The 26,819-nt window shown below is 43.9% G+C and carries 20 protein-coding genes; 9 read left to right on the forward strand and 11 right to left on the reverse strand.

Translation table 11 applies throughout. From position 1 onward, the window contains the following. Positions 1 to 150: 150 nt before the first annotated feature. The 3 genes from cydC to trxB form a co-directional block, all read right to left on the reverse strand. Positions 151 to 1,872: a cysteine/glutathione ABC transporter ATP-binding protein/permease CydC gene (gene cydC / locus F0251_RS23210; protein WP_171731919.1), complete on the reverse strand. Its 1,722-nt coding sequence runs from the start codon at positions 1,870 to 1,872 to the stop codon at positions 151 to 153. Continuing rightward, entirely contained in the window at positions 1,865 to 3,649 is a 1,785-nt protein-coding gene (cydD, locus tag F0251_RS23215) for a cysteine/glutathione ABC transporter permease/ATP-binding protein CydD (RefSeq protein ID WP_171731920.1), read from the reverse strand. Before cydD ends, cydC begins: the two co-directional genes overlap by 8 nt. A gap of 161 nt (positions 3,650 to 3,810) precedes the next feature. Beyond that, complete coding sequence (trxB, locus tag F0251_RS23220) at positions 3,811 to 4,770, reverse strand: thioredoxin-disulfide reductase (protein ID WP_171731921.1); 960 nt, start codon at positions 4,768 to 4,770, stop codon at positions 3,811 to 3,813. A 215-nt stretch (positions 4,771 to 4,985) separates the two neighbouring features. Between trxB and F0251_RS23225 the strand changes: the two genes are divergently transcribed. Then, positions 4,986 to 5,411 carry an SRPBCC family protein gene (locus F0251_RS23225; RefSeq protein ID WP_216610979.1) on the forward strand — a complete coding sequence of 142 codons (426 nt, stop codon included), beginning with the start codon at positions 4,986 to 4,988 and terminating at the stop codon, positions 5,409 to 5,411. A gap of 857 nt (positions 5,412 to 6,268) precedes the next feature. Here F0251_RS23225 and F0251_RS23235 read toward each other — a convergent pair. Continuing rightward, a complete protein-coding gene (locus F0251_RS23235) occupies positions 6,269 to 7,297 on the reverse strand; it encodes a hypothetical protein (RefSeq protein WP_171731924.1) in 1,029 nt (342 codons plus the stop codon). Between the two features lie 1,388 nt (positions 7,298 to 8,685). Between F0251_RS23235 and F0251_RS23240 the strand changes: the two genes are divergently transcribed. Beyond that, positions 8,686 to 9,342, forward strand: a complete 657-nt coding sequence (locus tag F0251_RS23240) for a 2OG-Fe dioxygenase family protein (protein ID WP_102320493.1) — start codon at positions 8,686 to 8,688, stop codon at positions 9,340 to 9,342. After that, positions 9,326 to 10,561 carry a cysteine desulfurase-like protein gene (locus F0251_RS23245; protein ID WP_171731925.1) on the forward strand — a complete coding sequence of 412 codons (1,236 nt, stop codon included), beginning with the start codon at positions 9,326 to 9,328 and terminating at the stop codon, positions 10,559 to 10,561. The genes F0251_RS23240 and F0251_RS23245 overlap by 17 nt, the downstream gene beginning before the upstream one ends. A 140-nt stretch (positions 10,562 to 10,701) precedes the next feature. On the opposite strand, the gene F0251_RS23250 is transcribed toward F0251_RS23245, so the two are convergent. Beyond that, positions 10,702 to 11,373, reverse strand: coding sequence for a type 1 glutamine amidotransferase domain-containing protein (locus F0251_RS23250; RefSeq protein WP_105057314.1), 672 nt, complete (start codon positions 11,371 to 11,373; stop codon positions 10,702 to 10,704). 207 nt (positions 11,374 to 11,580) lie between these two features. On the opposite strand from F0251_RS23250, the gene F0251_RS23255 reads away from it, so the two are divergent. After that, positions 11,581 to 12,465: a LysR family transcriptional regulator gene (locus F0251_RS23255; RefSeq protein ID WP_171731926.1), complete on the forward strand. Its 885-nt coding sequence runs from the start codon at positions 11,581 to 11,583 to the stop codon at positions 12,463 to 12,465. 305 nt (positions 12,466 to 12,770) lie between these two features. After that, positions 12,771 to 14,021: a sensor domain-containing diguanylate cyclase gene (locus tag F0251_RS23260; RefSeq protein ID WP_171731927.1), complete on the forward strand. Its 1,251-nt coding sequence runs from the start codon at positions 12,771 to 12,773 to the stop codon at positions 14,019 to 14,021. A 109-nt stretch (positions 14,022 to 14,130) separates the two neighbouring features. On the opposite strand, the gene F0251_RS23265 is transcribed toward F0251_RS23260, so the two are convergent. Continuing rightward, complete coding sequence (locus F0251_RS23265; protein ID WP_105057311.1) at positions 14,131 to 14,955, reverse strand: DUF2797 domain-containing protein; 825 nt, start codon at positions 14,953 to 14,955, stop codon at positions 14,131 to 14,133. A gap of 302 nt (positions 14,956 to 15,257) precedes the next feature. Here F0251_RS23265 and F0251_RS23270 point away from each other — a divergent pair, with 302 nt between their 5' ends. Further along, the gene (locus tag F0251_RS23270) at positions 15,258 to 16,553 is read left to right on the forward strand and encodes a GGDEF domain-containing protein (RefSeq protein ID WP_061032754.1); all 1,296 of its coding nucleotides are present in this window, start codon (positions 15,258 to 15,260) and stop codon (positions 16,551 to 16,553) included. 124 nt (positions 16,554 to 16,677) lie between these two features. Continuing rightward, complete coding sequence (locus F0251_RS23275) at positions 16,678 to 17,028, forward strand: GlpM family protein (protein ID WP_105057310.1); 351 nt, start codon at positions 16,678 to 16,680, stop codon at positions 17,026 to 17,028. Positions 17,029 to 17,269: 241 nt separating this feature from the next. Here F0251_RS23275 and F0251_RS23280 read toward each other — a convergent pair whose 3' ends face one another. The 3 genes from F0251_RS23280 to F0251_RS23290 form a co-directional block, all read right to left on the reverse strand. Then, entirely contained in the window at positions 17,270 to 18,640 is a 1,371-nt protein-coding gene (locus F0251_RS23280) for a DASS family sodium-coupled anion symporter (RefSeq protein ID WP_008222995.1), read from the reverse strand. A gap of 199 nt (positions 18,641 to 18,839) precedes the next feature. Then, positions 18,840 to 19,592 (reverse strand): vancomycin high temperature exclusion protein, encoded by a 753-nt coding sequence (locus tag F0251_RS23285; protein WP_032498702.1) that lies wholly within the window; start codon positions 19,590 to 19,592, stop codon positions 18,840 to 18,842. Between the two features lie 162 nt (positions 19,593 to 19,754). Then, positions 19,755 to 21,443, reverse strand: coding sequence for an NAD-dependent malic enzyme (locus F0251_RS23290; protein WP_061032752.1), 1,689 nt, complete (start codon positions 21,441 to 21,443; stop codon positions 19,755 to 19,757). 184 nt (positions 21,444 to 21,627) lie between these two features. Here F0251_RS23290 and F0251_RS23295 point away from each other — a divergent pair, with 184 nt between their 5' ends. Both F0251_RS23295 and F0251_RS23300 read left to right on the forward strand, forming a co-directional pair. Beyond that, the gene (locus tag F0251_RS23295) at positions 21,628 to 24,024 is read left to right on the forward strand and encodes a helicase-related protein (protein WP_171731928.1); all 2,397 of its coding nucleotides are present in this window, start codon (positions 21,628 to 21,630) and stop codon (positions 24,022 to 24,024) included. 203 nt (positions 24,025 to 24,227) lie between these two features. Next, positions 24,228 to 24,605, forward strand: coding sequence for a hypothetical protein (locus F0251_RS23300; protein WP_004738481.1), 378 nt, complete (start codon positions 24,228 to 24,230; stop codon positions 24,603 to 24,605). Between the two features lie 112 nt (positions 24,606 to 24,717). Here F0251_RS23300 and F0251_RS23305 read toward each other — a convergent pair whose 3' ends face one another. Together F0251_RS23305 and F0251_RS23310 are read right to left on the reverse strand one after the other, a co-directional pair. Then, positions 24,718 to 25,821 carry a phosphoribosylaminoimidazolesuccinocarboxamide synthase gene (locus F0251_RS23305; RefSeq protein ID WP_061032750.1) on the reverse strand — a complete coding sequence of 368 codons (1,104 nt, stop codon included), beginning with the start codon at positions 25,819 to 25,821 and terminating at the stop codon, positions 24,718 to 24,720. A gap of 237 nt (positions 25,822 to 26,058) precedes the next feature. Next, positions 26,059 to 26,466 carry a SulA-like leucine-rich domain-containing protein gene (locus F0251_RS23310; RefSeq protein WP_171731929.1) on the reverse strand — a complete coding sequence of 136 codons (408 nt, stop codon included), beginning with the start codon at positions 26,464 to 26,466 and terminating at the stop codon, positions 26,059 to 26,061. Positions 26,467 to 26,819: the final 353 nt, after the last annotated feature.

Here is a 26,819-nt window from a genome sequence, read left to right on the forward strand (position 1 = left end):
AAACGGTAGTTTGTGTATGATTTTTGTTTGGCGACTAAACCATATCACTTACTACCGTTTTTGTTTTTAGTTCCCGCTAATCCGCGATGAACCATAAAAAAGCCCGAGTATGAACTCGGGCTTTGGATATTTTTGTCATCGATGAAGCGATTAGATTGCCTGACGAAGTTGGAAGTAGCGTCCTTGTTCGTTCAACAGTGTCTCGTGAGAGCCATGCTCTACAATCTCGCCTTGTTCAATCAGAACGATAGAATCCATTGCTTCCAGACCAATCAAACGGTGCGTAATGAAGATAACCGTCTTGCCTTCAAAATGCTTCTCAAACAGTGTCATGATACTCTGCTCAGTTTGCTTATCTAGGCCTTCTGTAGGCTCATCGAGAAGCAGGATAGGGGCATCATGAAGAATGGCACGTGCAATACCAACACGGCGCTTCTCACCACCAGACAGTTGACGACCACCGTCACCTAACCAGCTATCAAGACCATCGTTCTCCAGCAGCTTTTCTAGGCCAACGTCTTTAAGGATGTTAGCTAGGTGCTCATCGTTGGCATCTGGTTTCGCAATCAACAAGTTGTCGCGTAGGCTGCCATTCAAGATGTCGACACGCTGGCTTACCACACTGATCGATTTACGCAGTTGTGACTCGTTCCATTGTGTTAGTTCAATGCCCGCGATAGAGATATAACCTTTCTTAGGATCCCAGTAGCGAGTTAGAAGCTGAATCAGTGTCGATTTACCCGAACCCGTTTGACCCACAATTGCGACCTTATTCGTTGCAGGAATCGTTAGGTCGACAGCGTTCAGAACACTGCGCTCAGAATCAGGGTAATTGAACGTTACGTTTGAGAACGTAATATCAAGCGGCTTGTTAATGTCTAGCTTCTCTTCCGCGAACTGAACTTCAGGTTCTGACAGAATCACTTCATTCAAGCGACGTGCAGAAGACAGAGTTTGACCTAAATGCTGGAACGCGCCTGCGATTGGCATCAATAGTTCAAAACTTGCCATGGTTGCGAACGCCATTAGCGCGATGAACGGGTCTGGAGCATTACCACCCACGCCGTCAGCCGCTAGCCAAAGCATAAGAACCAGCGTCAAACCATTGAACAACATAAGCGCTGCTGAAGCCATACCGGTAAGGTTAGCGTTCACAAACTGGTTCGCCATCAGCTTCTGTTGGGTTTCTAGAATCGCATTACGGTAACGCTCTTCCGCACCAAACAGAGTCAGTTCGCTGTAGCCTTCAATCCAATCCAGAGTGGTAACACGCAGATCCGCTTTGTTTTGCGTAAGCTCACCACCGTTACTTTTACCCAGCTTGTAAAACAAGACAGGCCAAATCAACAGCATGATAAGCAGGATAGAACCTAAGATAAGGCCTAGCGAAGTATCAAACCACATCAAGAACAGAGTCAGGAAGAAGATACCAAACACACCAACCGTCACAGGGCTTACTAAGCGCAAGTAAACGTGGTCCATGGCGTCGACATCAGCAACCAAGCGGTTCAGTAGGTCAGCGTCACGTAGGTTTGAGATACGACCTGGGATCAGCGGAGCCAGCTTCTTGAAGAAGAAGATACGTAAATCAGTCAGTAGTTTGAATGTCGCATTGTGGCTAACAACACGTTCACCCCAACGACCCGCAGTACGGCTCATTGCTAAACCACGAACACCACCGCCCGGTAGCATGTAGTTAAAGGTTTCACGCGCAATCGTTAGACCTGCAACCGCAGAAGCTGAAATGAACCAACCCGATAGCGTTAACAAGCCAATAGAAGCCGACAGAGTAGCAAAAGCCAGTAGCATGCCTAGCGATAGACCAAACCAATGCTTTTTATAGAGTTTCAGGTAAGGCAGTAAATCACGCATCTAAATTACCCTTATTGTCTTGTTGAGCTAAGTTCGCGTTTAGCATCTCTTCAAATAAACCACCCGCAGTTGAAAGCTGAGAGTAATGACCTTGTTCTACAAGACCACCATCGCGCATAACCATAATGTTATCGACCGATTGAAGAGGAGCCAGTTGGTGCGTCACAAGCAGGGCAGTGCGACTTTCAATGTTGCTGTTGATGCCTTTCATCACTAGCTGCTCACTACGAGTATCTAGGCTAGCAGTAGGTTCATCAAGCAACCAGAATTGACCGTCTTGGATCATTGCACGAGCCAATGCCAAACGTTGAGATTGACCAACAGACAGGCCGCCAGAACGATCAGAAATCACGTAGTCCAAGCCGTGCTCAGTAACAAACTCGCTAGCGAAAGATTGGTCTAGTGCGTTTTGAACCGTTTGGTCTGTAATATCTTGCTTACCTAGGGTGACGTTGTCACGAATGCTGCCGTGAAGCAACAGTGGGTTTTGACCAACCCAGCTGATCGTCTTACGCCAAGATGCCAAGTCTAAATCACGCAGTTCAATACCATTAATTTTCAAGCTTCCTTCATAAGGCATGAAACCAAGAATGGCATTAATCAAACTTGTCTTACCCGCACCACTTGGACCAACTAATGCCGTTGATTGGCGAGTATTCAGTGCGAACGAGATAGGGCCAACCAGTTGAACACCTTCAGGGCTCAATACTTTAAGGTCTTGAGCTTCAATATTGATGCCTTGAGCTGGGTCCAGTTGAGTGTCACCTGATTTAACCTTAGTGATGTCAGTTTCTAGGAACTCAACAATACTCTCGGCTGCGCCCACCGCTTGTTGCTTCGCGTGGTAGAAAGTACCTAAGTCACGCAGAGGTTGGTAAAACTCTGGCGCCAAGATAAGGATAAACAGACCTGCGAATAGCGTAATGCCAACGCCGTAGTGGCCGAAGTTAAGCTCGCCGATGTAAGTGAAACCAAAGTAAACCGCCGTCATCGCAATCGAGATCGACGTGAAGAACTCAAGCACAGCAGACGATAAGAAAGCGATCTTCAATACATCCATGGTGCGCGTTCTGAACACTTCAGATGCACCTTTCAATACTTCTGTTTCAGAGCTAGTGCGGTCGAAAAGACGAATGGTTGTCATTGATTGCAAACGGTCGTAAAAGTGACCTGAAAGACGTTGAAGCGCTTTGAAGTTTTTACGGTTTGCGTCTGCGGCTTTCATACCCACTAATGCCATGAACATCGGTACCAGTGGCGCAGTCAGCAAGAAGATAAGGCCGGCTGCCCAGTTTACGGGGAACACCACAACCAAAATAATGAATGGAATCAGTACCGACAAAGACATCTGTGGCAAGTAACGTGAGAAGAAGTCTTGCATGTCTTCAACTTGCTCTAGCAACAGCGTTGCCCACGTACCGGCAGGCTTACCTTTGATGTAAGCAGGGCCGAGTTCGCGTAGCTTGTCTAGAATGAGCTGTCTAATGTAGACACGGATCTGTTCACCACAGCGATAACCTGCGATTTCACGACCCCATGTACAGCCCGCACGGCCAACGACCGAGAGTGCCAAGCCAGCAAAATGACCAACCAGTTCAGATTTATCGACATTCTCGATGATCAGCTGGTGAAGAATAGAGGCGAGAAGCGCTGCTTGAGCAATTAAAAACACACTTGAAAGTACGCCAAGGCTAATCGCAATCATAAGCCAGCGTTTTGCTAACTTACTTTGTTGCTTAAGCCACTTATTCAAGCTGCGTTGTTTTTTCTTATCCATTATGAAGGCTTAATGATAATTATTATTCGTTGAGGGCGGCTAGTATACAAAAGAAAGCCCAGTGGATATACCACTGGGCTTTAGGGGTTTACAATAAAATGTGATGACGCCCTGCATCTACTAAGGCGAGAGCGTCGATAATCAAATCTGCAATCTCAGATTTACTTATCGTTAAGGCCATCTAGGAAGCGTTCAGCATCCAGAGCAGCCATACAACCTGTACCAGCAGAAGTGATTGCTTGGCGGTAGTTGTGGTCCATAACATCACCCGCAGCGAATACACCTGGGATGCTTGTTTGTGTCGCGTTACCTTCAAGACCAGATTGAACGATGATGTAGTCATCTTTCATATCTACTTGGCCTTTGAAGATTTCAGTGTTCGGCTGGTGACCGATAGCGATGAACGCGCCCATTACGTCGATATCTTCTGTCTTGTCAGACTGAGTATCTTTAATGCGAACGCCTGTTACGCCCATATCGTCGCCAAGCACTTCGTCTAGCGTGCGGTCAGTGTGAAGAACAATGTTGCCATTCTCTACTTTGTCCATTAAACGCTTAACAAGAATCTTTTCAGCGCGGAACGTGTCACGACGGTGAATCAGGTGAACTTCAGATGCAATGTTAGATAGGTAAAGTGCTTCTTCAACCGCAGTGTTACCACCACCAACAACCGCTACTTTCTGATTGCGGTAGAAGAAACCATCACACGTTGCACACGCAGAAACGCCGCGGCCTTTGAATGCTTCTTCAGACTCTAAACCTAGGTACTTAGCTGATGCACCTGTTGAGATGATTAACGCATCACAAGTGTATTCGCCAGAATCGCCTTTAAGACGGAAAGGGCGGTTTGATAGGTCGACTTCGTTAATGTGGTCGAACAGGATCTCTGTTTCAAAGCGCTCTGCGTGCTCTTTCATGCGATCCATTAGTGCTGGGCCTGTCAAACCTTCTGCATCACCTGGCCAGTTTTCCACTCCTGTTGTGGTTGTAAGCTGACCACCTTGCTGCATACCAGTAACCAGAACTGGGTTTAGGTTTGCACGAGCAGCGTAAACTGCAGCTGTATAGCCAGCAGGGCCAGAACCAAGAATCAATAAATTACAGTGCTTTACGTCGCTCATGAGGACTCCGAAATTGAATTTGTTTTAATTTATAATCGCTTAGGATTGTATGGAAAATATGGAGGCAATAAAAGGTTAAACAAGGGCTGAAGTGTAATTAATCGTTATAGTTTAGAACTTAATCGAGACAAACGTTTTCGTGGCTGGAAGTGATGTTGCAAATGTACCTACGATGAATTATTGTAAACTAGTTTACCAAGTTACAATCAGCTAGGATGGGAAAAGTGATTTTTGAAGAACGTATTTGTATTGAAGCATCACCTCAAGACATATATTCGCTATATGTCGATGTAGAAAACTGGAATCAATGGGATAAAGAAGTGGTCTACTCGCGTCTACTGGGGGCATTCGAGGTTGGTGTGAAAGGTGTTCTAAAGCCGACCAATGGACCTAAATCAAAGATAGTCATTACGGATGCTACGCCAAATAAGAGCTTTACTGTCATGAGCAAACTGCCATTCTGCCTTCTATCATTTGAGCACCAGTTACAGGCTAAAGGAGAAATAACGGAGGTAACTCATAGAGTTAAGTTTTCGGGGTTAACCAGTTTTTTATTTGGGAAAGTCGTGGGTAAGAAAATTTATGATGGACTACCGTCTACTCTTGAAGGATTAAAAAAAAGGGCAGAGAACAATGTTTAAGCATGAGCTCCCATCGGACAGCGTAGGGCTACAGCTCTGGGTCGCTTACAATAAATGGCACTCGGAGGTAATGAAGCTCCTTAAGCCGCTAAACATCAACCATACTCAGTTCGTTATACTCGCTTCGATACTATGGTGTAACAAGAACAAAAGTGAAACCACGCAAACAGAAGTAGTCAATATTACAGGCTTGGATAAGATGACATTATCAAAGTCGATGAAAGCGCTGGTTGCGAATGATCTTATCACTAAAGATAAAGGTGTTAGAGACTCTCGAAGCTTTTCTCTGAGACTCACGAAAACTGGGGAAGCTCTAGCAATAAATGCAATAGCGCAGGTGGAAGAGTTAGACCAACTATATTTTGAAAGCTTAAAGGGCGAAAGAGGACGATTTATTTCCCTGTTAGCAGGCCTTAAGAGCCCTTGAATTGAAACTCACTATTGGACAGAAGTGTGTCTAATCCTTTGCTAAATTAGTAATTAGTAAATTGCTGATTGTAAGGTAAACGATGCGAGTTGATAGGTGTTTTTATAGTGAACACTTTATGCCCCAATGCTAAATGCAACTCACTTTACTGTAGTGTACGAGTTTGTAGTCTCTCTTACTATTGAGAAAGTTGAACAGGAAATATCACGAAATAACTCAAACTATATTTTTCGTGAATTGGTAAACTTGTAATAACTCAAGAAATCCTAGCGGGCATTGGTTTATTGGAAACTGGCTCTGAACTGGTGCTTAAAACAACGTCTAAAGTACACAATAGTTAGATTATAAAGTTATTGCTGTGTCTGAGCCCTATTGCTTAAGGCTCATTCATAACAGACAGTCTTAAATATACGCCCCAGAATTTCACGTACTATATTAAGAGGCTTAGAATTGGGTATAACTTAAATGTTGCCAAGAGTATTGGCGTAATAACCATCCATCCTATGACATTAAGTGCGACATACCCAAAAGTCAGATGCAACAATCCCCAGCGCTTCTTCACTTGCAGCACTTGTGAAATGAAGTAAGTAGACAGTAAGACAAAAACAACAAGAGTACAGACTGAGGAAATAAGCAAAACCAAACCTATATAAACACTATCGTTATGTGAAATAAATGGATATGAATTAGGTTCAACACCATAGTTGTAAATAGAAAAATCGATAAGGGAGAAAGCAACTAGAACTTTAATGAAAGTGTTGAGAAAGATCGACAACGCTGACGAAATTAGCAAAAGTGATGATATCTCATATGCTTTTCGCAAAGTGATCTTTTTAAAGTTGACAAGCGCTATACCAAAAGTTAAGCAAACGGAAAAAATGCCTGCGTAAACCATAACCATTGGAATGCTCTTCACAACATCAGGAATAATATTGTCAAAATACGCAACAGCAATACCCATAGGTACCATTAGCTTTTGTGGCTCACTAGAAAGGTATGTACAAGATTCTAAAAACATGTCTAGTGATAGAGTGGCAGGAGAAAGTGTCAGCGAACGCTCATCTTTTGTATTGATAGTTGTAAATATTGGTTTAAAAAATAGAAGGTTAACTAACTCAGGTCTTGTTTTCTTTATCTGGAATTCTGATAAAAATTCATAATGCTCTTTATCTTGCACAAAATCTGCCATTTTTAAATTTAATAGCTCACCTTGTTCAGTGCAAAAACTTCTTATTGCTATTTCCATTTTTTTATCTATTTTGGTGACCGATTCAAACGACATCGTCATTAAAATAATAAAAATTGACCAAGTTGCTACTCTATTAGTTAACGCAAGAAAAGTATGCTTTTTAAGATATGTATTCACATACAATCTACAGTTAAAAATCAAGATATATAGTTCGAATAAATGTTCTCCTCGTTCTACAATCGACTCTCTAATCTTATGTGAAATAGCCACTTTTTCTCCAACGAACAGTAGTTTTTACAGATTATACTTTTTTTATGTTCTTTTGCCGAGTATGCAAAAAAAATTATAAGATTCTTTGCCTTGTATGAAAAATACTAGATACCATTGTCTATTTAGTGAAGTGAAATGTACTTCGGGTACTTTGTTTAGATTGCTGAGCTTTTTGTATGTTACTTTACGGGATATAAGAATCACAATCATTCAAAGACTAGCGCTTAACTCTGACTAAATCCACAGCGAGCAGTACTCTAAGAATAGACGTAAACTATATCGGTTAAAAAACTTCTCTGAAAATACATGTGTTTTTTAATCGTGATTTTTCATTAATGTAACTTTAATTCTCTTTGAAATAGGAAATACATTTACGTACTTCACCTTGATAATTATCATCTTAAAAATTTGTTAAATATCAGGGTATCGATCAAATAAATATGAGCCGGCAACAAATTTTCAAGGTCTGATTTGATAAGAATGTCATTAATTAGAGAAGGAGAACAGGAACCTTATCATGAGGATTTAACGTCATTTTTATTTCAATGTTTTCATTATTCCTATCTAAAACCCAAACTAGCTTGTTATAGCTATTAAGCAAGATGCTAAGTTCAGAATTAAAGTCAAAATATGATGTAATATCAAACAAAGATCAAAAGGAGCGGTAGCAAAACTAACTCTAAGAAGAAAAAAGGGCATAAATGTGTGAAGGAAGAGCAACTCACGTTTGTAAACATGTGCCACTTTTCTTGAAGCTACACTCCTTTCCGTAGTGGATTTTCAACGCTTCATACTCTTGCTTCCAAATTTCCCCGCGATACTTTCTAGACAAAAAGAACAATCAACTCGCTCTCTTAAAAGAAATGAGCTATTTGGGGCGGCCGAGTTCCCCCCGAACTCGACCTGTTCCAGACGCGCAAGCAAAGGCGTGTGGATTCTGGCGTACTCATAAATTAACCAATTCCAGTTTGTTGTGTAAACAATCAATAGCTTGGCTACTGATAGGTAGCTCGTATTTCAATGTGCAAAAACATACAAATAAAGTATGTCGAAGTAGGGAGATGAGCCTTGATGCAGTGGCTGGCGTATTGATGAAAAATTGCTGGCAAAATAATAAACACAGCGTGCTAGTTAATAATGTCGTTAAATTTGATTTTATAGGTATTTATAACTAGCTAGTGAAGTGTGCTAGTTTTAAGAGTTGGTCATCTTTTATTCTGGTGTTATGCACTGCTTTTGGTTTTAAACTTGGTTTTACAATCTGAATTATTAATTCTGACGGGATAAATGATTGTTTATTGTTGATTTGGCAAGATCTTCAAGTATCCTTTTATGTAAACAAAACGTTAAATGTCGAAAGTAAATTAACAATCATTAAGGAGTCGATGATGTTACACGCTCACGAAAACACCCTACATATTACCCATCTCAGTAACCACGCGGTTAAGGAGCTGTCACCTTCTTTCTCTAAGCTACCTAGCACAGAGCACGCAGACGGACAGTACCGATTGAGAAGGTACTCTGTGGTTGAATTCAGTAATGGACAAGTCGTTGAGCTAGACAAACATAACTTCGTTCAGTCTGAAGACATCAATCACTTTCAAGGTGATGTTGTTCGTCAATTCGAGCCAATTGAAGCACCCATTCTAAGCAGCGAAGGCATGCAAGAGATGTGTGAACTGTTTATTGAAACCAACGGGCTTGAAGACGGACAAGAAATCGAAATCCACCAAATTCGTATCGCTGCCATTTTTGAAGAGACACAGGTTGCGCCTGAAGGCGTGCACCAAGATGGCTTCGACCACATCGCGTTAATTGGCGTGAATCGTCACAACATTGTTGGCGGCGAAATCATGCTGTACCAAGATTCTCATGAAGCACCATTCTTTAGAAAAGTGCTTGAAGACGGCGAAGTTGCAATGCTTGCAGACAGTAAGCTATGGCACAACGCACAGCCAATTCGCACCATAGACCACGATGAGATGGGCTATATGGATGTGTTTGTTCTAACGGCTAAGGATGCGCGCAATGTCCTTCACTCTTAACGATGTACGCCAGCAGTTCAGTGCGTTAGGCCAATACCACGACGGTAAGCCAGTCACCTTTTTTGATGGCCCGGGTGGTTCTCAGGTTCCTGAGAATGTTCTTGCGTCGATGACAGAATACCTTGGTCACTTTAATTCCAACTTGGGCGGTCACTACTTTTCGAGCCAGAAGACGACAGGCTTGATGCAGCAAGCGCGAGAGTCGGCGCAAGCGTTATTGAATGCTGAATCTTCTGGCAATGTTGTGTTTGGTGCCAACATGACTTCGCTGACATTTCAGCTTAGCCGTGCGATCAGCCGCGATTGGCAAGCTGGCGACGAAGTGATTGTTACTGCGCTAGACCACTACTCGAATGTATCGAGCTGGCAACAAGCAGCAGACGACAAGGGTGCGATTGTTCGTCAAGTTCGTGTCGACGAGTCAGATTGCAGCCTAGATATGGCAAACTTCGAGTCGTTACTGAACGAGAAAACCAAGCTGGTTGCCGTGACCTTTGCTTCAAATACCACGGGTTCAATTGTTGATGTGGAGAAAGTCATCCAGCTTGCACACCAACATGGCGCTCAAGTGTATGTTGATGCGGTTCACTATGCACCACACCATTTGATTGATGTTCAGCAACTGAACTGTGATTTCTTAGCGTGTTCGGCTTACAAGTTTTTTGGCCCGCATGTGGGCATTGCTTACGTGGCGCCTCAATGGCTACATACGTTAAAGCCATACAAGGTTGAGCCTGCCACTAATATTGGCCCAGGTCGTTTTGAAACAGGAACGCAGAGTTTTGAAGGCCTAGCGGGTGTGATTGCTGCGGTGGATTACTTGGCACAGTTTGGTGAGCCGACTGACTCATTACGCTCCCGCTTAGAGCAAAGCTACGCGCTTTATAATAAGCATGAAAGCCAGTTGAGCGAGTATTTCCTAAAACGCTTGGGCGATCTGGAAGGGGTAAAACTCTACGGTAAGACGGAATTTGATTCGAACCTAAGAACGCCAACATTCGCCATCACCTTTGATAAGCACTCTCCAGAATTCATCGCTAAGAAGCTGGGCGAGCATAATATCTGTGTGTGGAACGGACACTTCTACGCATTAGGTTTAGTGAAGCAGTTGGGTATTGAAGAGCAGGGCGTAGTGCGTATTGGTTGTATGCATTACAACTCGATTGAAGAAATAGACCTACTGTTCAACGTGCTTGAGGGCATTGTTAGAAATAACTAAAAGCGGGTTACAGAATTAGAAAAGAGCATACTTCTCTCAAGAATATTGAGTCGGGAGTATGCTCTTTTTTTTTGACCTTGCTTAGGGGACTCGCGTAGTTGAGTCGGGCAAGCTATAGATCCATCAAGCTTATTGCTCGATTAAGAAAGGTGCTCAACAATCGCGACACCCACAGCGTGTGCGCTTGTCGGGTTTTGACCGGTAATCACTCGCTCATCAACAATCACAAGCTCTTGCCAAGGTTGAACCTTGTTGAAACGTGCTGCCCCACGAGTAAGCGACTCTTCCAGTAGGAATGGAATGTCGTTGATGGTGCCAAAGTCGATCTCTTCTTCACGTGTAAAACCAGTCACTGATTTAGAGCTCAGAAGTGTTTCGCCATTGTTCAGTACGATAGGGAGTAGGGCTGCTGGGCCGTGACATACTGCCGCGACAACGCCACCGTCTTCATAATGCTTGGCAGCGATGCTAGCAAATTGATCATTAGCCGCTAGGTCTGAAAGTAGGCCAAAACCACCTGGGTAGAAGATCGCATCATAGCTGTCTGCATTGATTTGGCTTACTGGAATCGTGTTGTTAATGCGGTTTTGGAAGTCATCATTCGCCAAGATTTCAGTATTAACCGTATCTCCTTCAATATCAGTTCCGTACAGCGGTGCTTTGCCACCATTGATAGAAGCGATGTCGTATTCGAACCCAGCAGCCAAGATCTCTTTCAGAGCGTGGGTAAGTTCTGGAGCGTAAGTACCGTTCGCTTGATCTGTCTCGCCAAGTGTCGCGTGGTTAGTCACTGGAATTAGTATTTTTTTCATGATTCGTCCCTTTGAGCTGCTGTTCTTCTAGTTAGATGTTGGCGCTTTTCTCTAAGCACTCGTGCTTGGTGTTAACCTGTGCACTGTTACTTAGCTATCGCCGTCTTGTTATATCTAATACTAGTTCCAAATCATTTAGGTGATAATATGCTTAAAAGGCAAAACATTGTTGCTATATAGCAAAGATAAAATGCGAGTAGATTAAGTATGGATAGCTTTGAAGGGATTAACGAATTCGTTGCGGTTGCCGAATGTCACGGTTTTTCTGCGGCCGCTAAGCAGTTAGGTTGCAGTACTAGCCATGTGAGTCGACAAGTTTCACGGTTAGAAGAGCGAGTTGGGGTAGCTCTGCTTGCTCGTTCAACGCGCATGGTGAGCCTGACTGAATCTGGCCACACTTACTACCAACAGTGCAAAGATTTAGTGATTGGGCTGCAACAAGCCAATGAGCAAGTGACGTCTCAACAAACTCAGCTAAGCGGTACATTGCGTGTCAGTGCGGCGGGCGCATTTGCCGAGAATCATGTTGCGGCAGCGTTGATGGAGTTTGCAAAGTCTCATCCAGATCTAGCCATTGAAATGAACTTCAACACCAAGATGGTGAACTTTATTGAAGACGGTATCGACTTCGCGATTCGTTACGGTCGGTTAGATGACTCAGGGCTGGTGGCAAGAAAGTTGGTTGATCGCCCAATGGCAGCGGCGGCAAGCAAAGCGTATATCGATCAATATGGCGCGCCCGCTCATCCGGAACAGTTAAAACAACACAGCTGTATTATTGCTAATAGTGACCAATGGCTGTTTGAGCAAAATGGAAAGCCATTGAATGCGGTAAGAGTGCATGGTCGTTGGAGAAGTAACAATTCAAGCGCGGTATTGAAAGCGTGTGAAGAGGGACTTGGCGTTGTGTACCTTCCTAGAAGCAGTTTTAATGGTGCCTTAAGTAATGGCAAACTAGTTCCGGTGCTAGAAGAGTATTGGGGCTCGGGGACAAGCAGTTGGATTGTGTATCAGAACCGACGCTTTCTGCCTCAACGAGCGCGGCTTGCGATAGACTTCTTAGTCGATTACTTCTCTGGCTGGGATGAGTAGAAAGTGCGATTGAAGTTCGTGGTGAGCAGCTTGTGTGCTTCAACTGATGTGAAAAATAAAAAATTGAATCATTACATAGCCATAGGTTATCTATTTCTGTTTTTTGGCGCGCGTAATCAGATTGAGAGACTTGTCTACTTTTACTAAGTCGTGCTAGCGATTGAATTGTAGAGAAGCGCTCAGCAGTACGATATACTACGGTTTGTATTAATGTCCCTAAGCGCGTAAGAGATTATATGGAAGCGTTGGCAGGGCGTGTTGTTATGCTCCATTTTATGAAGTGTAGCTAGATTGCGGAGTTGGCAATGTTTTCTATAAATTTCGAATCCACTTACGGTGTGATAATCATTCAAGATATGAATGTAGTTAGTGTCGATGCTAACTATGCTCGTATTTATGGTTACCAATCTCCCGAAGAATTATTGGCCAATATTGACAGCTTTCTGGATCTAATTCCTGAAGAGTTCCATGTTCTCGCCTACCAAAACTATCTTGAAACGGTTAGTGGTCAACGAGACCCACAAGTTCACACCTTTACCAATGTGGACCGAAACGGCAGAGAGTTCACGGTTTTTTCTATTGATCATGTCACAGAGTGGCAGGGAAGACCGGCGCTACAAGTGACCGTTATTGACCTTAGCCCAGCTATTCAGCTGCAGAATATTGTCCGCAAACAAGACCAAATGTATCGCGATATGATCATGCAATCGGGGCAGGGAATATTGGTACACCGAGATTTTAAACCTTTGATGGTTAACCAATCTTGGGTGAACTTACAAGGTGGCAAGTCGATAGAGCAGGTATTGCAGCTCGACTCTATTCTTGATTTGGTGCCAAAACAAAACGTAGAAAGTATTTCTCAACGTTACCAGACTGTCATGTCGGGTGAGCCGTCGGGTACCAGTAATGTGGTTGAGAATATCGGCTTGGATGGTGTCCATCGATTTTTCAATATCTATGACAACGCAGTTATTTGGGAAGGTAAGCCAGCCATGCAGGTTGTGCTTGAAGATGTAACCCAGAAAGTAATGTTAGAAAAGCAGCTCGTGCATCAAGCGAATTACGATGAGATGACGGACTTACTCAATCGTCGAGCTATTTATGAGTGGTTTAGAGAACACATGACCTCTGACAATCACCTTGTGTGTATGCTGCTCGATATTGATGATTTTAAATCGATTAATGATACATACGGTCACATGGTCGGTGACGAGGTGATCTGTGCGTTGGCTAATATTACTAAGCGCAGTGTTGAGAGTGTGGGCGGTGTTGCGGGTCGCTGGGGTGGTGAAGAGTTCATCGTCTTCCTTCCAAATGCAACGTCAGAAATGTCACATGAAATCTCTGAACAAATTCGTCAACAGTTTAATCAAGCAGAGTTTAAAATCGATGAACAGACTCGATTCAATTCGAGCGTTAGTATTGGTATGAGTGATAGCCTTGCGTGTGAAGAGCGCATGACGATCGATGCCTTGGTTAATCTAACCGATCAATCACTCTATCGAGCTAAAGCCAATGGTAAAAACTGTGTGGATGGAGATATGGTCACGCTCTAGTCTTTTCTCTTTACTCTTTTAAAGCAGATCGTCCTATCTGAAATAAAAATGCCCTGAAGTAGAAGCCTCAGGGCATTTTTGTCTCTCACTTGTGATGGTGCTCTGCTGGTTAAGCAGATACCTCAACTTCGTAAGAACCAAATTTACGGATGTTAATCACGCCCGTATCTAGGATTAGGTATTGGCCTTTAATGCCTTGCAGCACACCAGATACCTCAGGGTTCTTATCAAAGTTATGAGAAACAATCTTCACTGGGTGCTGTTCTACTGGGTAGCTCAGTGAAGTGATGTTCTCACTCAACACTTCGATAGCATCGTCACCGAATTTTGCTTTGATCTCTTGGATCTTATCTTCAACCAGTGGAAGCAGCTCTTTTGCTTTCTCTACCAGTTCCATGTCGTCGCCATCGCCTTTCAGCAGCGTGCGCCAGTTGGTTTTATCGGCAATGTGTTTTGCCAATTCAACTTCGATCAGGCCAGAGATTTGGCGAGTTTTTACTTTAAGGATCGGTAGGCCTTGTGTTGCGCCTTGGTCAATCCAGCGAGTAGGGATCTGAGTGTGACGAGTGATACCTACTTTTAGACTTGATGTGTTCGATAGGTAAACGAAGTGATCAACCATGCAGTTTGCTTCGCCCCATTCAGGCTCACGACAGGTGCCTTCGTCGTAGTGGCAAGTCTCTGGCTTCATGATGCACATGTCGCAACTTGCTAGCTTTTTCATACACACAAAGCAGTGGCCTTGAGAGTAACTCTTCTTGGTTTTCTTGCCACAAGAGCAGCAAAAAATATTGCCAGTGTGGGTGAGGTTGATGGTTTTACCAATCAGAGGGGTTAGTTCTACAAACTCTTCGCCTACAGGCAAACGGTAGGTTACCGCGCCATCAAGGGAAGCACTCATCTTCTTGAGTGTTCCTTTCGCTAATAAAGACATGACATTACTCGTTGTATTTTGATTGTTATTTCGCCGACTCGTTTGCGCTGTGAGCAGGCAGTACGGTTAGCGATGATTATGCGATGAGTATAACAAATGGCGCCTGTTTTTATACGCAATAATACTTGATTCTCGGCGTAAATAATTAGCATGAAATATAAGCATAAAAATATAGTATGACATTTTGTTTAGGCGTGATATAACGTTTTCTAGTAAATTTTTGGTATTAAGATCACTAATTTACGTCACTTATTTTATATCGTGAAATCCCAAAGATAGGGATATATGCCGGAAGCTTAGATGTGAAGTGGATCCATAAGATAGTCATCTTTTTAGTTATCGCGACGCTTGCCATAGTGCAGTACTACCGTGTTAGCGGAAATCGCGTGATAACGGCAATTACACCAGACAAATATGAGTTTATTGCAACCAGTGATCAGGTCGATAGAGGCGTGAGTACGTCTCAATTATCCTTCGCTAATGGGCAGTACATTCTTGATTGTGAACTGAAAGAGTCTGAGTACCCTTGGCCTTATTGTGGCTTGTCGATTCGTATTGACCCAGATATCACGGTTGGCCTCGACCTTTCCCAGTATCACACTTTTAGAGTCAACATCGATTACCACGCGGAAGCGGACTCTAGCGGCCGTTTACGAACCTACCTACGCAATTACAACCCTGCTTATTCGGTTCCGGATAATGAGTACACGCATAAGTACAATGGCATGGAGTTTTCGCCAGGTGTCGATGGCGGCGTGATTGAAATACCGATTAAAAACCTGCAAGTGATGACATGGTGGCTTGCAGATAATGACATCGCGCTAGAGCACTCTGCTCCCGAGTATTCCAACGTAAATATGGTGGAGTTCGCGACGGCATCAGGCGCAAAACTTGGGCATCATCGCATTGTTATTCGTAGTATCGAATTTGAGGGCTCTTACATCACCGGCGAGAGCTTGTTCTTAATCTTGCTGTTTGTTTGGGTTGGTACTGGCACCGTATTCTTAATTTCAGAGTTACACAGCTCGCGCAAACGTATGGTGATTGCCGAAAAAAGACATCATCATCTTAAGAACGTTAACCGAGCATTAAGAGAGCAAAACTTTGAGTTCTCGGAAATGGCGCATCGTGATGAATTGACCGGAATCCTTAACAGGCATGCGATTCGTGATTGGCTGAAGATGCAGTCACAACATGTCAAACAAGGGCACGGTAAATTAAGCATGCTCTATCTTGATATTGATTACTTCAAGAGTGTGAACGACAAATACGGCCATCAAATGGGTGACCATATTCTAAGAGAATTTAGTATGGTGGTCGGTAGTGCAATCAGCCCGACAGATAAATTGGTGAGATGGGGTGGTGAAGAGTTCATTGTTTTTTGCCCTGAGACTGATCTTGGCGAAGCACAAAGAAAAGCTGAGAAAATTCTCCTCTTAGTTAGCCAACACCTTTGGGTTCATGGTGACCCACTGACTTGCAGTATTGGTGTTGCTGAAATGAAGCAAGAGAGGGTGACAGAGACGATTGCTCGCGCTGACGAGGCGCTCTATCAAGCTAAACACTCAGGACGCAATCAGGTGATCTTGAGCCACTAATCTGCAAATTATTTTGATTATTTTATAAGCCACACGTGCATATGTGACGTGTGGCGTTTTTTGTGGGCGTTGTATGAGTTTACTCTCTAGAGTTTTTGTTGGTTTGTTTGGATAACGTATTGAAATGATCTCACTGTTCTTTAAATGTTTGCTTGGTGCTGCAGCGGTTTTGTTGATTGCACTGTTGTCGAAAAGTAAGAGTTTTTACATATCAGGGCTTGTACCTTTGTTTCCCACTTTTGCCTTGATTGCTCATTATATTGTCGGCACAGAGCAAACCATGGTAGAGCTGCGTACTACCGCACTGTTTGGCCTGTTTTCTCTGGTGCCATACGCGGCTTATTTAGGGGCTGTGTATGTGTTTAGCTATCGCTACAGCTTAGTGTCGACTCTGTCGCTGGCAACAGTGGTGTGGGTGCTGTGCGCCTCTATGTTGCTTATCGGCTGGACGCGTGTTGTACCAAGTGTGGCGTGATAAATGACTTTTAGAACGGGAATGAATACCTGATAGGGATGTAAATACCCAAACAAAAAAGGTGGCGAGGAGCCACCAAAAAGGGAAATCGTTTTATTATTCTTTTTAAATGCCCGCTTAGTGATAACCTCAAGTAAATGATGGCTTCACATTGAGTGGGCATTTTTATACTGGCTGAGCGGGGGAACTGCAGCCAGTTTCGTCAGAGCACTTGCTTATGCAGATCTCTTATCAGTGTTTATTACCAGAAGATCCAAGCGAACAGTGTTAGCACTAGGATACAAACTAGGTTTAGAACCATACCAATTCGCATCATCTCTTTCTGCTTGATATGACCAGAGCCAAATACAATCGCGTTTGGTGGTGTTGCAACAGGTAACATGAAGGCACAAGATGCAGCGACAGCGATTAATGCAGACAGGATAACTGGCGACATACCTAATGCTTCAGCAATGGTGGCGAATACTGGTACTAACAATGCTGCACTTGCTGTGTTACTCGCAAATTCTGTTAGGAATACCACGAACGCGACTACCGCTAGAATCGTTAGTAGCACACCTGCTGTCTCTAGGAAACCACTTAATGAGTGCGCTAGGAATACGCTGGTGCCAGTCGCTTTAAGGATGTTACTTAGACAGATACCACCACCGAACAGAATCAATACACCCCAATCGGTTGTCTTCTCAACATCTTTCCATTCTACCGCTCTAGAAGCGCCAAGCAGTACGATTGCACCAATTGCAACTAAGCTATCGAACTTAGAGAAGCCGCCGATCATTGCGTTGATTGGTTTACCGAAAATCCACAGAGTCACGGTGAGTAGGAAGATAGACAGTGTGATTTTCTTGCTGTTTGTCCATTCTACTGGCGCGTGGTCTAGCTCGAACTTATGGTTAAGTTTTGGCTTGGTCATCACGTAAAGAATCAACATTGCGATTGGCAATAGAATCATCGAGATTGGTAGGCCAAGTGCCATCCACTCTGTGAAGCTAAGGCCAACTTCTGCTGCAGCGATAGCGTTCGGTGGGCTACCTACTAGGGTTGCGATACCACCGATAGACGCACAGTAAGCGATACCTAGTAGCACGAACACGTAAGTATTACGGTCTTCGCTTTGGTCTACTTTGTTCATGATGCCAAGAACCAGAGGAAGCATCATTGCGGTTGTTGCTGTGTTAGAAATCCACATCGACAAACCAGCACTCACGCCGAATAACATGAAGACCGCGACCGACATTCTACCTTTTGCAATCAACAGAACTTTGTCAGCAATCGCTTTATCAAGTTCTTGCTTGTTTAGCGCGGCAGCAAGAGCAAAACCACCCATAAATAGGAAGATGATTGGGTTGGAGAAGTTCGCCAATGCAGCGGGTGTGTTGAAGACACCAAACAGGACAGCCAAGAGTGGAACAAGCAGAGCAGTGATGCTGACATGAATAGCTTCGGTTAACCATAGAACCGCAACGAACACGAGAATACTCAAACCAGTATTGACTTGTGATTCGAAAGGAAGAGTGTTGAGCAAGAGTGCGAATAGCGTGAAATTACCAATTAATATCATGCTGTTGCGGGTAAACAACCAGTGTTTCAGTGTAGTAACAAGTGCCGTCATAAGGCGCTCCTTTTGTTTATCCTCGTTTATGGATGCACTTGCTTCATAGAGCTGTGCTTATTGTTTTTCGAGGAATATTGACTTCATGTAGGGTTGGGCTTTGTTGAGGGAATGTTACTTAAGTTAATAAAGGGGCGTTGGTGTGTTTTTGTGTAACAGTAGGGAAATGTGAGGCAACAAATTCAAAATGTGTAGATTTCTACACATCGGTCTCTGAAGGGGCAGAAATAGGGCTTGGAATTGGTGATATTTCTTGTTTTGGGCTGGGCTGAATCGGCTCTTTCGGGCCAAGGAATTTCGGGGTTGTACCCATAATATATAGGTCTAGGAAGGCTTTGGTACGAGCAAACACTTCACGTAAACGTATTGATGTTCCAGAGTGGTGAGTCGGCCCGGAAACCGCCAAACATTGCGCGTGAATGTCATATGAGTTGGCGATGAATAGCGCTCGTTCACAGTGGAATTTTTGAGTGATGATCAGGAAGTTGTCGGTATCGAAGATCTTCTTCGCACGAACAATCGAGTCTAAGGTTCTAAAGCCCGCGTAGTCGAGGTTGATACGCTCATCAGGAACGCCAGCTTTTAACAAGTCGCGCTTCATTGTCCACGGCTCATTGTAAGAGCGGTGAGCGTTGTCGCCACTTAATAAAAATTGGTCTACTTTTTCACGGTCGAACAGTTCTATTGCCGCTTCAATACGATGTTTGTAATAGTCGTTGAGCGTTCTACCCAAGTATTTGCTGGTACCCAGCACGACGGCAACCTCTACTTCTGGCACCTCATCGATGTCATAGATGATGCGGTCTTCGGCTTGCCACGAAACCCAATAATCGATCGCAATAACTGTAGCGCTGCCTATCAAGAACACAATGAAAGCGCCATACAGAAAACCTTGCAGTTTTTTGTATGCTTTTAATAAGTAGTTACGGCAAATGTGAGAATCGAATTTCACTCTCGGCATAGTCCTTTGACTGAGCATTATTTTTTTGAGTGCTCGATAATACCAAATAAAAATGAGAAAAATCAGTTAAAAAGACAAGACAATGTAAAGAAAAAAGCCCCTGCAATGGCAGGGGCTCTTGTAAGAGTGGTATTTGAGAACAAGTACGCTCTATTAGAATGCAGTACGCTTGTAGCGACGGTAAACTGGCTGCCAGAAGTGCTGGTCAATCGCTTGTTGTAGTGCTTCTTCAGTGATTTCTAGTGCAACACCTTGTTCAATTGCTTTCTTACCAACGGCAAAAGCAATCTTTTTAGATACAGTGTGGATCTCTTCCAGTGGTGGAAGTAGAGCACCAGAACCATTGATTGCTAGTGGAGAACACGTCGCAAGTGCACGGCTCGATTCCATTAGCATTTCGTCAGTGATACGTGAAGCGTTTACAGCTAACACACCAAGGCCAATACCTGGGAAGATGTAGCTGTTGTTACACTGAGCGATTGGGTAAGTTGTGCCGTTGTGAACCACTGGCTCAAATGGGCTACCTGTTGCGACTAGTGCTTTACCATCTGTCCAACGAATGATGTCGTTTGGTGTTGCTTCAACACGGCTTGTTGGGTTCGATAGTGGGAACACGATAGGGCGTTCGCAGTGAAGGTTCATCTCTTTGATGACTTCTTTGCTGAATAGACCTGGTGCACCAGATACACCAACCAATACTGTTGGTTTTGCGTGACGAACAACGTCTAGTAGAGAGAAACCAGTACCATCGCTTTCCCAGTCTTTAGTGTTCGCGTTGGTTTGAACTAGGCGCTGCTGGAAATCAAGCAGGTTCTGCATGCCTTCCTGTAGTAAGCCCCAACGGTCAACCATGTATACTTGAGAGCGCGCTTGCTCGTCGCTGATACCTTCAGACACCATTTGAGCGATGATTGCTTCTGCGATACCACAACCTGCAGAGCCTGCACCCAAGAAGGTGATACGTTGGTCTGAAAGTTTGCTGTTTGCTGCTTTACATGCTGCAAGTAGAGAACCCACAGTTACCGCTGCTGTACCTTGGATATCATCGTTAAAACAACAGATGCGATCTTTATAGCGCTCAAGTAGAGGCATTGCGTTCTTCTGTGCGAAATCTTCGAACTGAACTAGCGCATCAGGCCAACGACGTTGAACGGCTTGGATGAACTCTTCAACGAACGCATCGTAATCAGCACCTGTGATACGAGGGTGACGCCAGCCCATGTACATTGGGTCAGCAAGACGTTGAGGGTTATTTGTACCAACATCTAGCACGATTGGTAGCATGTAAGCTGGGCTGATGCCGCCACACGCTGTGTACAGTGCTAGTTTACCGATTGGAATACCCATGCCACCGATACCTTGGTCTCCCAAACCAAGAATGCGCTCACCGTCCGTAACCACGATAACTTTAACATTGTGGTTTGTCGCATTATTCAGTAGATCATCGATACGATCGCGGTTCGGGTAAGAGATAAACAGACCACGACCACGACGGTAGATATTTGAGAAGTTCTCACATGCTGCGCCAACCGTTGGCGTGTAAATGATAGGCATCATTTCAGAGATGTGGTTTTGAACTAAACGATAAAAAAGCGTTTCATTAGTGTCTTGGATGTTACGAAGGTAGATATGCTTATCCATATCACTTTCGAAGTTACAATATTGTTTATATGCACGTCCAACTTGCTCTTGGATTGTTTCCGTTGTTTCCGGTAACAAACCTTCAAGGTTAAAAGAGCTACGCTCTTCAGCAGTGAATGCGCTGCCTTTGTTTAGAAGGGGTGTACTTAGTAGAGCAGGACCAGCATAAGGGATATATAAAGGGCGTTTATCGTTGTTCATTGGATGCCTAATATGGGAGAAAGGGTAACTGAAAAATGATAACGGTTTAGTTATTCAATTGTAAATAGTTTCTCCCCGATCTTGGCAAACAAAATGATATTCTTTCTCCTATCCCACAGTTATCGAATTCTAACGTCATAATTCGTTATACTTTGCTCACATTTTTTCGCGGCTCTCTCTTTTTATGTCTCAACTTCCCATCGATAGCTATCAAAGTACTTTCCATCAACAGATCGCCGATTCTCACCTTGTTGTAGAAGCTGAAACCGGTTCGGGTAAATCAACGCGCCTGCCAATTTGGGCATCTCAACATGGGCGTGTGCTAGTGGTAGAACCAAGAAGAATCGCTTGTACATCGTTAGCTAAGTTTCTAGCGAAAGAATCGGGTGAGAAGCTGGGCAGCAAAGTGGGTTACGCCATCAAGTTTGAAGCACAATACAATGAGCAGACTGATGTAGTGTTTGTTACGCCCGGTATTGCCTTACGTTGGTTAGCGGAAGATGGGTTGGTAGGCTTTGATGTGATTGTGGTGGATGAATTTCACGAAAGGCGTTGGGACATCGACTTGCTGGTGGCGATCCTCAAGCAGAAGGCGAGTCACCGTTTGGTCATCACATCGGCAACCATCGAAGGGGAGCGCCTCGCTGGTTATCTACAAGCGAACAGGATCAGTTGTGAGGGACGAACTTATCAGGTTGATATCGAGCACAGAGCAAATGAATCTAGGGCTTTGCCAGATAGTCGACATCTAGAGCAACGCGTCGCTGAAGAAGTGAATCATCAACTTATTGCATCGCACGGCGATATCTTGGTTTTCCTTCCGGGCAAGAAAGAGATTGTGCAGTGTGAGCAAGCGTTGGCAAAACATCCGGATCTGCAAGTTGTTAAATTGCATGCCTCGGTGAGTGACAAGGAGCGAGACCTCGCGTTATCTGGTCGCAATACGGGTAACGAAAGTGGGAATAGAAACGATGGCAGAGGCTTGCGAAAGGTCATTCTCGCAACCAACGTGGCTGAAACCTCGCTAACCATTCCCGATATTGGTGTGGTGATCGATTCTGGATTGGAAAGAAGAACGGTTCAACGTAATGGCAGAACTACCTTGATGCTGAAATCCATATCACGCGCGAGTGCCAAGCAACGTGCCGGGCGTGCGGGTAGGGTAATGGACGGTGTTTGTGTTCGTTTGTATGGTGAGCATGCGGCATTAGAGCTAGTCACACCACCTGAATTGCAGCGTGAAGAGTTGACTGAGCCGATGTTGGCAGCGGCATGCAGTGGCTTCACTTTGGAGAGTTTGTCTTTCCTCGATCCCATTCCAGAAAAATCGCTGCACATCGCAACACAAACTTTGCTGACGATGGAAGCGATTGACCACGACCATCAAATTACCGAGCACGGCAAAAAGCTATACCCACTGCCGATTGATGCCTTGTATGCCGATATTGTTACCCGTATTAAAACCAAAGCATTGAAAGAGGCGATGGTCGATCTCACGGCCGCATTGTCTGTGCCTGCTCGTTTATATCAGCTACCTAATAATGCTGAACACTTGGAAGCGCTCGCCCAGCAAGAAAAAGAGGGCTGTGATTTAACCTTGTTGATTCAGATTGTGCGTGGTCGCGATTATCCGCACCTTGAAATCGACCAACAAGCGTTGGCGGAAGCACAAGGGCTTGCCGAGCAAATGCGTGAAGTGTTTGAGCTTCCTCTGCTGGAAGTTGCCTCTCGTTATCAACGAACAGCGCTACTTGAAACCATCATTAAGCTGCATCCTGAGTTGGTGTTTGTGCGCCGTTTAAAAAGAAGAGAGGCGTTTGCTAACGGGTCACTAGAGGTAGTACTTGGTCGTCAGAATCGTTTCCCTGATAACGCGCAGGCTATGCTGGTGTTGGATACCCACAGCCTTCCTGGGCGAGGGGTTAAGCAGACACTGACTCTCGCAACGACCACAGCACCGATTACGCTTGAACTGGTGGTTGAGGCAGAGCTCGGCGAATGGCAGCAGGGTGAAACCGTGGTCAATGATGATGGTGTGTTTACCGAGATGGATTTGGTGTACGCAGGTCGCACAGTTACAACCAAACTGGTTGCAGCAGAAGGTCAGTTGTCTTTAAAACCTATCGTGGATCTGGTGGTAAGTGGCACTCAGCTTCCTGATTTTGCCAAGGTTCGCACTCAAGAGATAAAGCACTGGCAGTTGTGCGTGAAACTTGGGCTGGATGAGCAAACCAAGTTTACCTCCGATATCGAGCAACTGAGTTTTGAATCGTGGTTTATTGAGCAGCTTGAAGTGCTAGGGGTTACCGATGTCAGTGAACTCGAAATGTTTGACGCATCGGACATTCCTTTTGACGGTATCCCTAGTTGGTTATATGCAGAGTTCGCTGAAAAGTACCCGTTCTCACTCACTCTTGCTGATTTGAACTTGGAGGTTGAGTACCTTGTGGGAAGAAAGTTGATTTACGTTCATTATCAGTCGGGTAGTAGAAAAGCACCGCCGAAACGATGGGAGCTACCAACTTGGTCTGGCTGGCGTATTCAGTACAAAAAGGCGAGTCGAATTATTGATATAAAATAGATAGATAAGTTTTATCTCCAAAATATTAATCAAATAGGCGCATATATTATTTTTCGGTGCGCATTATGTTACAAGTTTGATTTTTATATGCCTTTTTAACCAATCAAAAGGTCATAAAAGACTATTGTTCTATATCCTATTGCTATAACGAAAAAGTTGATAGATATTGAGTATATTGTGTTGCCAAAGTGTCGGGGGACATCATGGATAATCAGAAAGAGACGCGTGTAGAGTTTGATTACACAACTTTTCTTGGCGCCTCATGCAGTAAAAAATGGACTTTTCTGGAGGCACTCACCACCATTGCTCCAGTGTTCAGCACCGTTTGGCGAGACAGCATCAAAGAGCTAGCAAGCCCAGAAGATCGCTTATGGCAAATGGCATTGAAATCGATGTCTACACGTAAAAGCGATGAATCAAATATTGTGACTTTGCTTAAGCTTGCCAAATTAGAAGGCATCAATGAACTCAAAGTGGTGATGCCATATTCTCTTGAAGAAGAGCAGATTGAGTACATCGAATCGCGTAGTCATTTAGTGATTGCAGGGAATACTGGAGAAGAGTTTACTATCCGACTGTAAACGTTGGAGCAGTGCCAGCGATGCTCAAACAAGACTGAAAACGTACATGTAAAAAGGGCCTCAATATTGAGGCCCTTTTTGTATCGTGACGGTGTTTAAATCGACAAGATGATTAATCGATTAGTCCGTAGTCAGCACGCAATACGTCGATGATCTCTTGTTTAGGATTGTCGCTCAGTACAATCTCAGCGCCAGTAATCTTTGCTGCGATATCAAGGTAAGTGCGAGAAAGAGACATCAGTGCATCCAATGGCAATTCATTGTCACGCGCTAGCGCTTCACGCTCTGGCATACGCTCTTTATTCAGGAGAATATCGGCATCAGGGAAGTAGTTAAGTAGGAACTGACGGAAACCTTCTTTTGAGTTTTCAACGATGTTGCCATTGTTGTATTGCTCTGTATCCCAGATACGAGATGAGTCAGGTGTGCCCACTTCGTCCATGTAGATAAGCTTCTCTTTGCCTTGTGCATCGTTCACGTAACCAAACTCAAACTTGGTATCAACGAAGGTTTGGTCTACTTTCTCTAACGCGTCACTGATGACGTTAAAGCCTTCTTTGAGTAGCTTCTCGTAGTGCGCGATATCGCTCTCTTGAGAGAAGTTAAACGCTGCAAAGTTATCCTGGATGTTCTGACGTGTGATGTTTACATCGTCCGCTTCTGGTACACCAGGAATGCCTTTCAAAATACCTTTAGTCGAAGGAGTGATAAGAAGCTCTGGTAGTTTCTTATCTTTTTCTAGACCTTCTGGCATTTCGATACCACAGAATTCACGCTCACCATTTGCGTATGCACGCCACATAGAGCCTGTGATGTATTGACGACAAATCGCTTCAATCATTACTGGGCGCGCTTTTTGTACAATCCATACGAATGGGTGAGGGATATCAAGAATATGGCTGTCAGCAAGACCGTTGTCTTTAAAAAGCTTGAACCAATGGTTAGAGATAGCATTAAGCGCAGCGCCTTTACCAGGAACACCTTTCAGGTTGCCTTCACCACGCCAGATACAATCAAATGCAGAGATACGGTCACTGATTACCATGATAGCTAACGGAGCATCAGGTGCTACGTCGTAGCCTTTCTCTTTAATTAGTCGTTGGCTATCTTCTTCAGTTAACCAGTAAACCGAACGAACCTTGCCACTGTGGACAGGTTTATCAGTGCGGATTGGGAGGTCATCATTTACGGCAAGAACTTGATCAGCGAGGCTCATTTAGACATTCCTATCTTTTATCAAACGTCATACAGAGAAGTGCAATGTGCACATGATTAGACGGGCATTATACCCAATCTAACGTTTGCTTCCAGAGAAAAAGCAAACGTTTGCTAAATCAACTAATCAAATAAAAACCCCTGCCTAACTATCCACCAAATTTAAGGCGAAATGTAGGGCAGGGGAAGGCAGTATATTTGGACTATATTACTGAGCTATCTAGTAACGCTATGTTGCTTAGTGAATGCGCTCTGAGTTGGCATCCATAAAGAAAACCTCACACTGGAAACGCATACCTAATGTTCTTAAGTATTCTTGGCTAAATTGATCAATCGATGCGCTAGCAACGATCGCGCTCGCATTCTTAGAGCGGATCGCTTTCTCTACTGTTTCAGCTTCGGTCATTTGGTGAGAAGCTTTCATGTGAATAACGCGGTCGCAGCATACGTTATGCTTCTGCAGCTGCTTAGCGGATGGTCTTGGCGTTTGAGCCGTAAATAGTAGCCATTGATGTTGATTGGACAGCAACGCCATTTTTGCAAATAACGCTTCATCAGTTGAATGATGAGCTGAGCGAGAAGCTGATGCAAATGCGCCGTGAATTAGCGGGCTAGAGTGTTGTGCTTTAACGTGTGCTTGAATCATTTTGCTGTCCTTATATACATGCTGTATGTGTATACAGTAGTTTTTGTTGCTTATAAGATCAAGCGCTTTTTGCGGGATTATTGGACGATTTCTTATGGTGAAATGAAGTTTGTGCTTATAAGTCCATGAAATTAATTGATAAATTAAATTTGAATGATTTTGCCGTTTTTCTCAGAAATGGAAAAAAGTGTGAGCTTTATACAGGTGTATACAGTAGTTTTCTGTAAAAACCACTGTATACATCTGTATAGAAGATAAGAAGATAAGAAGATAAGAAGATAAGAAGATAAGAAGATAAGAAGATAAGAAGATAAGAAGATAAGAAGATAAGAAGATAAGAAGATAAGAAGATA

It is taken from the genome of Vibrio sp. 070316B, assembly GCF_013114115.1.
Lineage (GTDB): Bacteria > Pseudomonadota > Gammaproteobacteria > Enterobacterales > Vibrionaceae > Vibrio > Vibrio chagasii_B.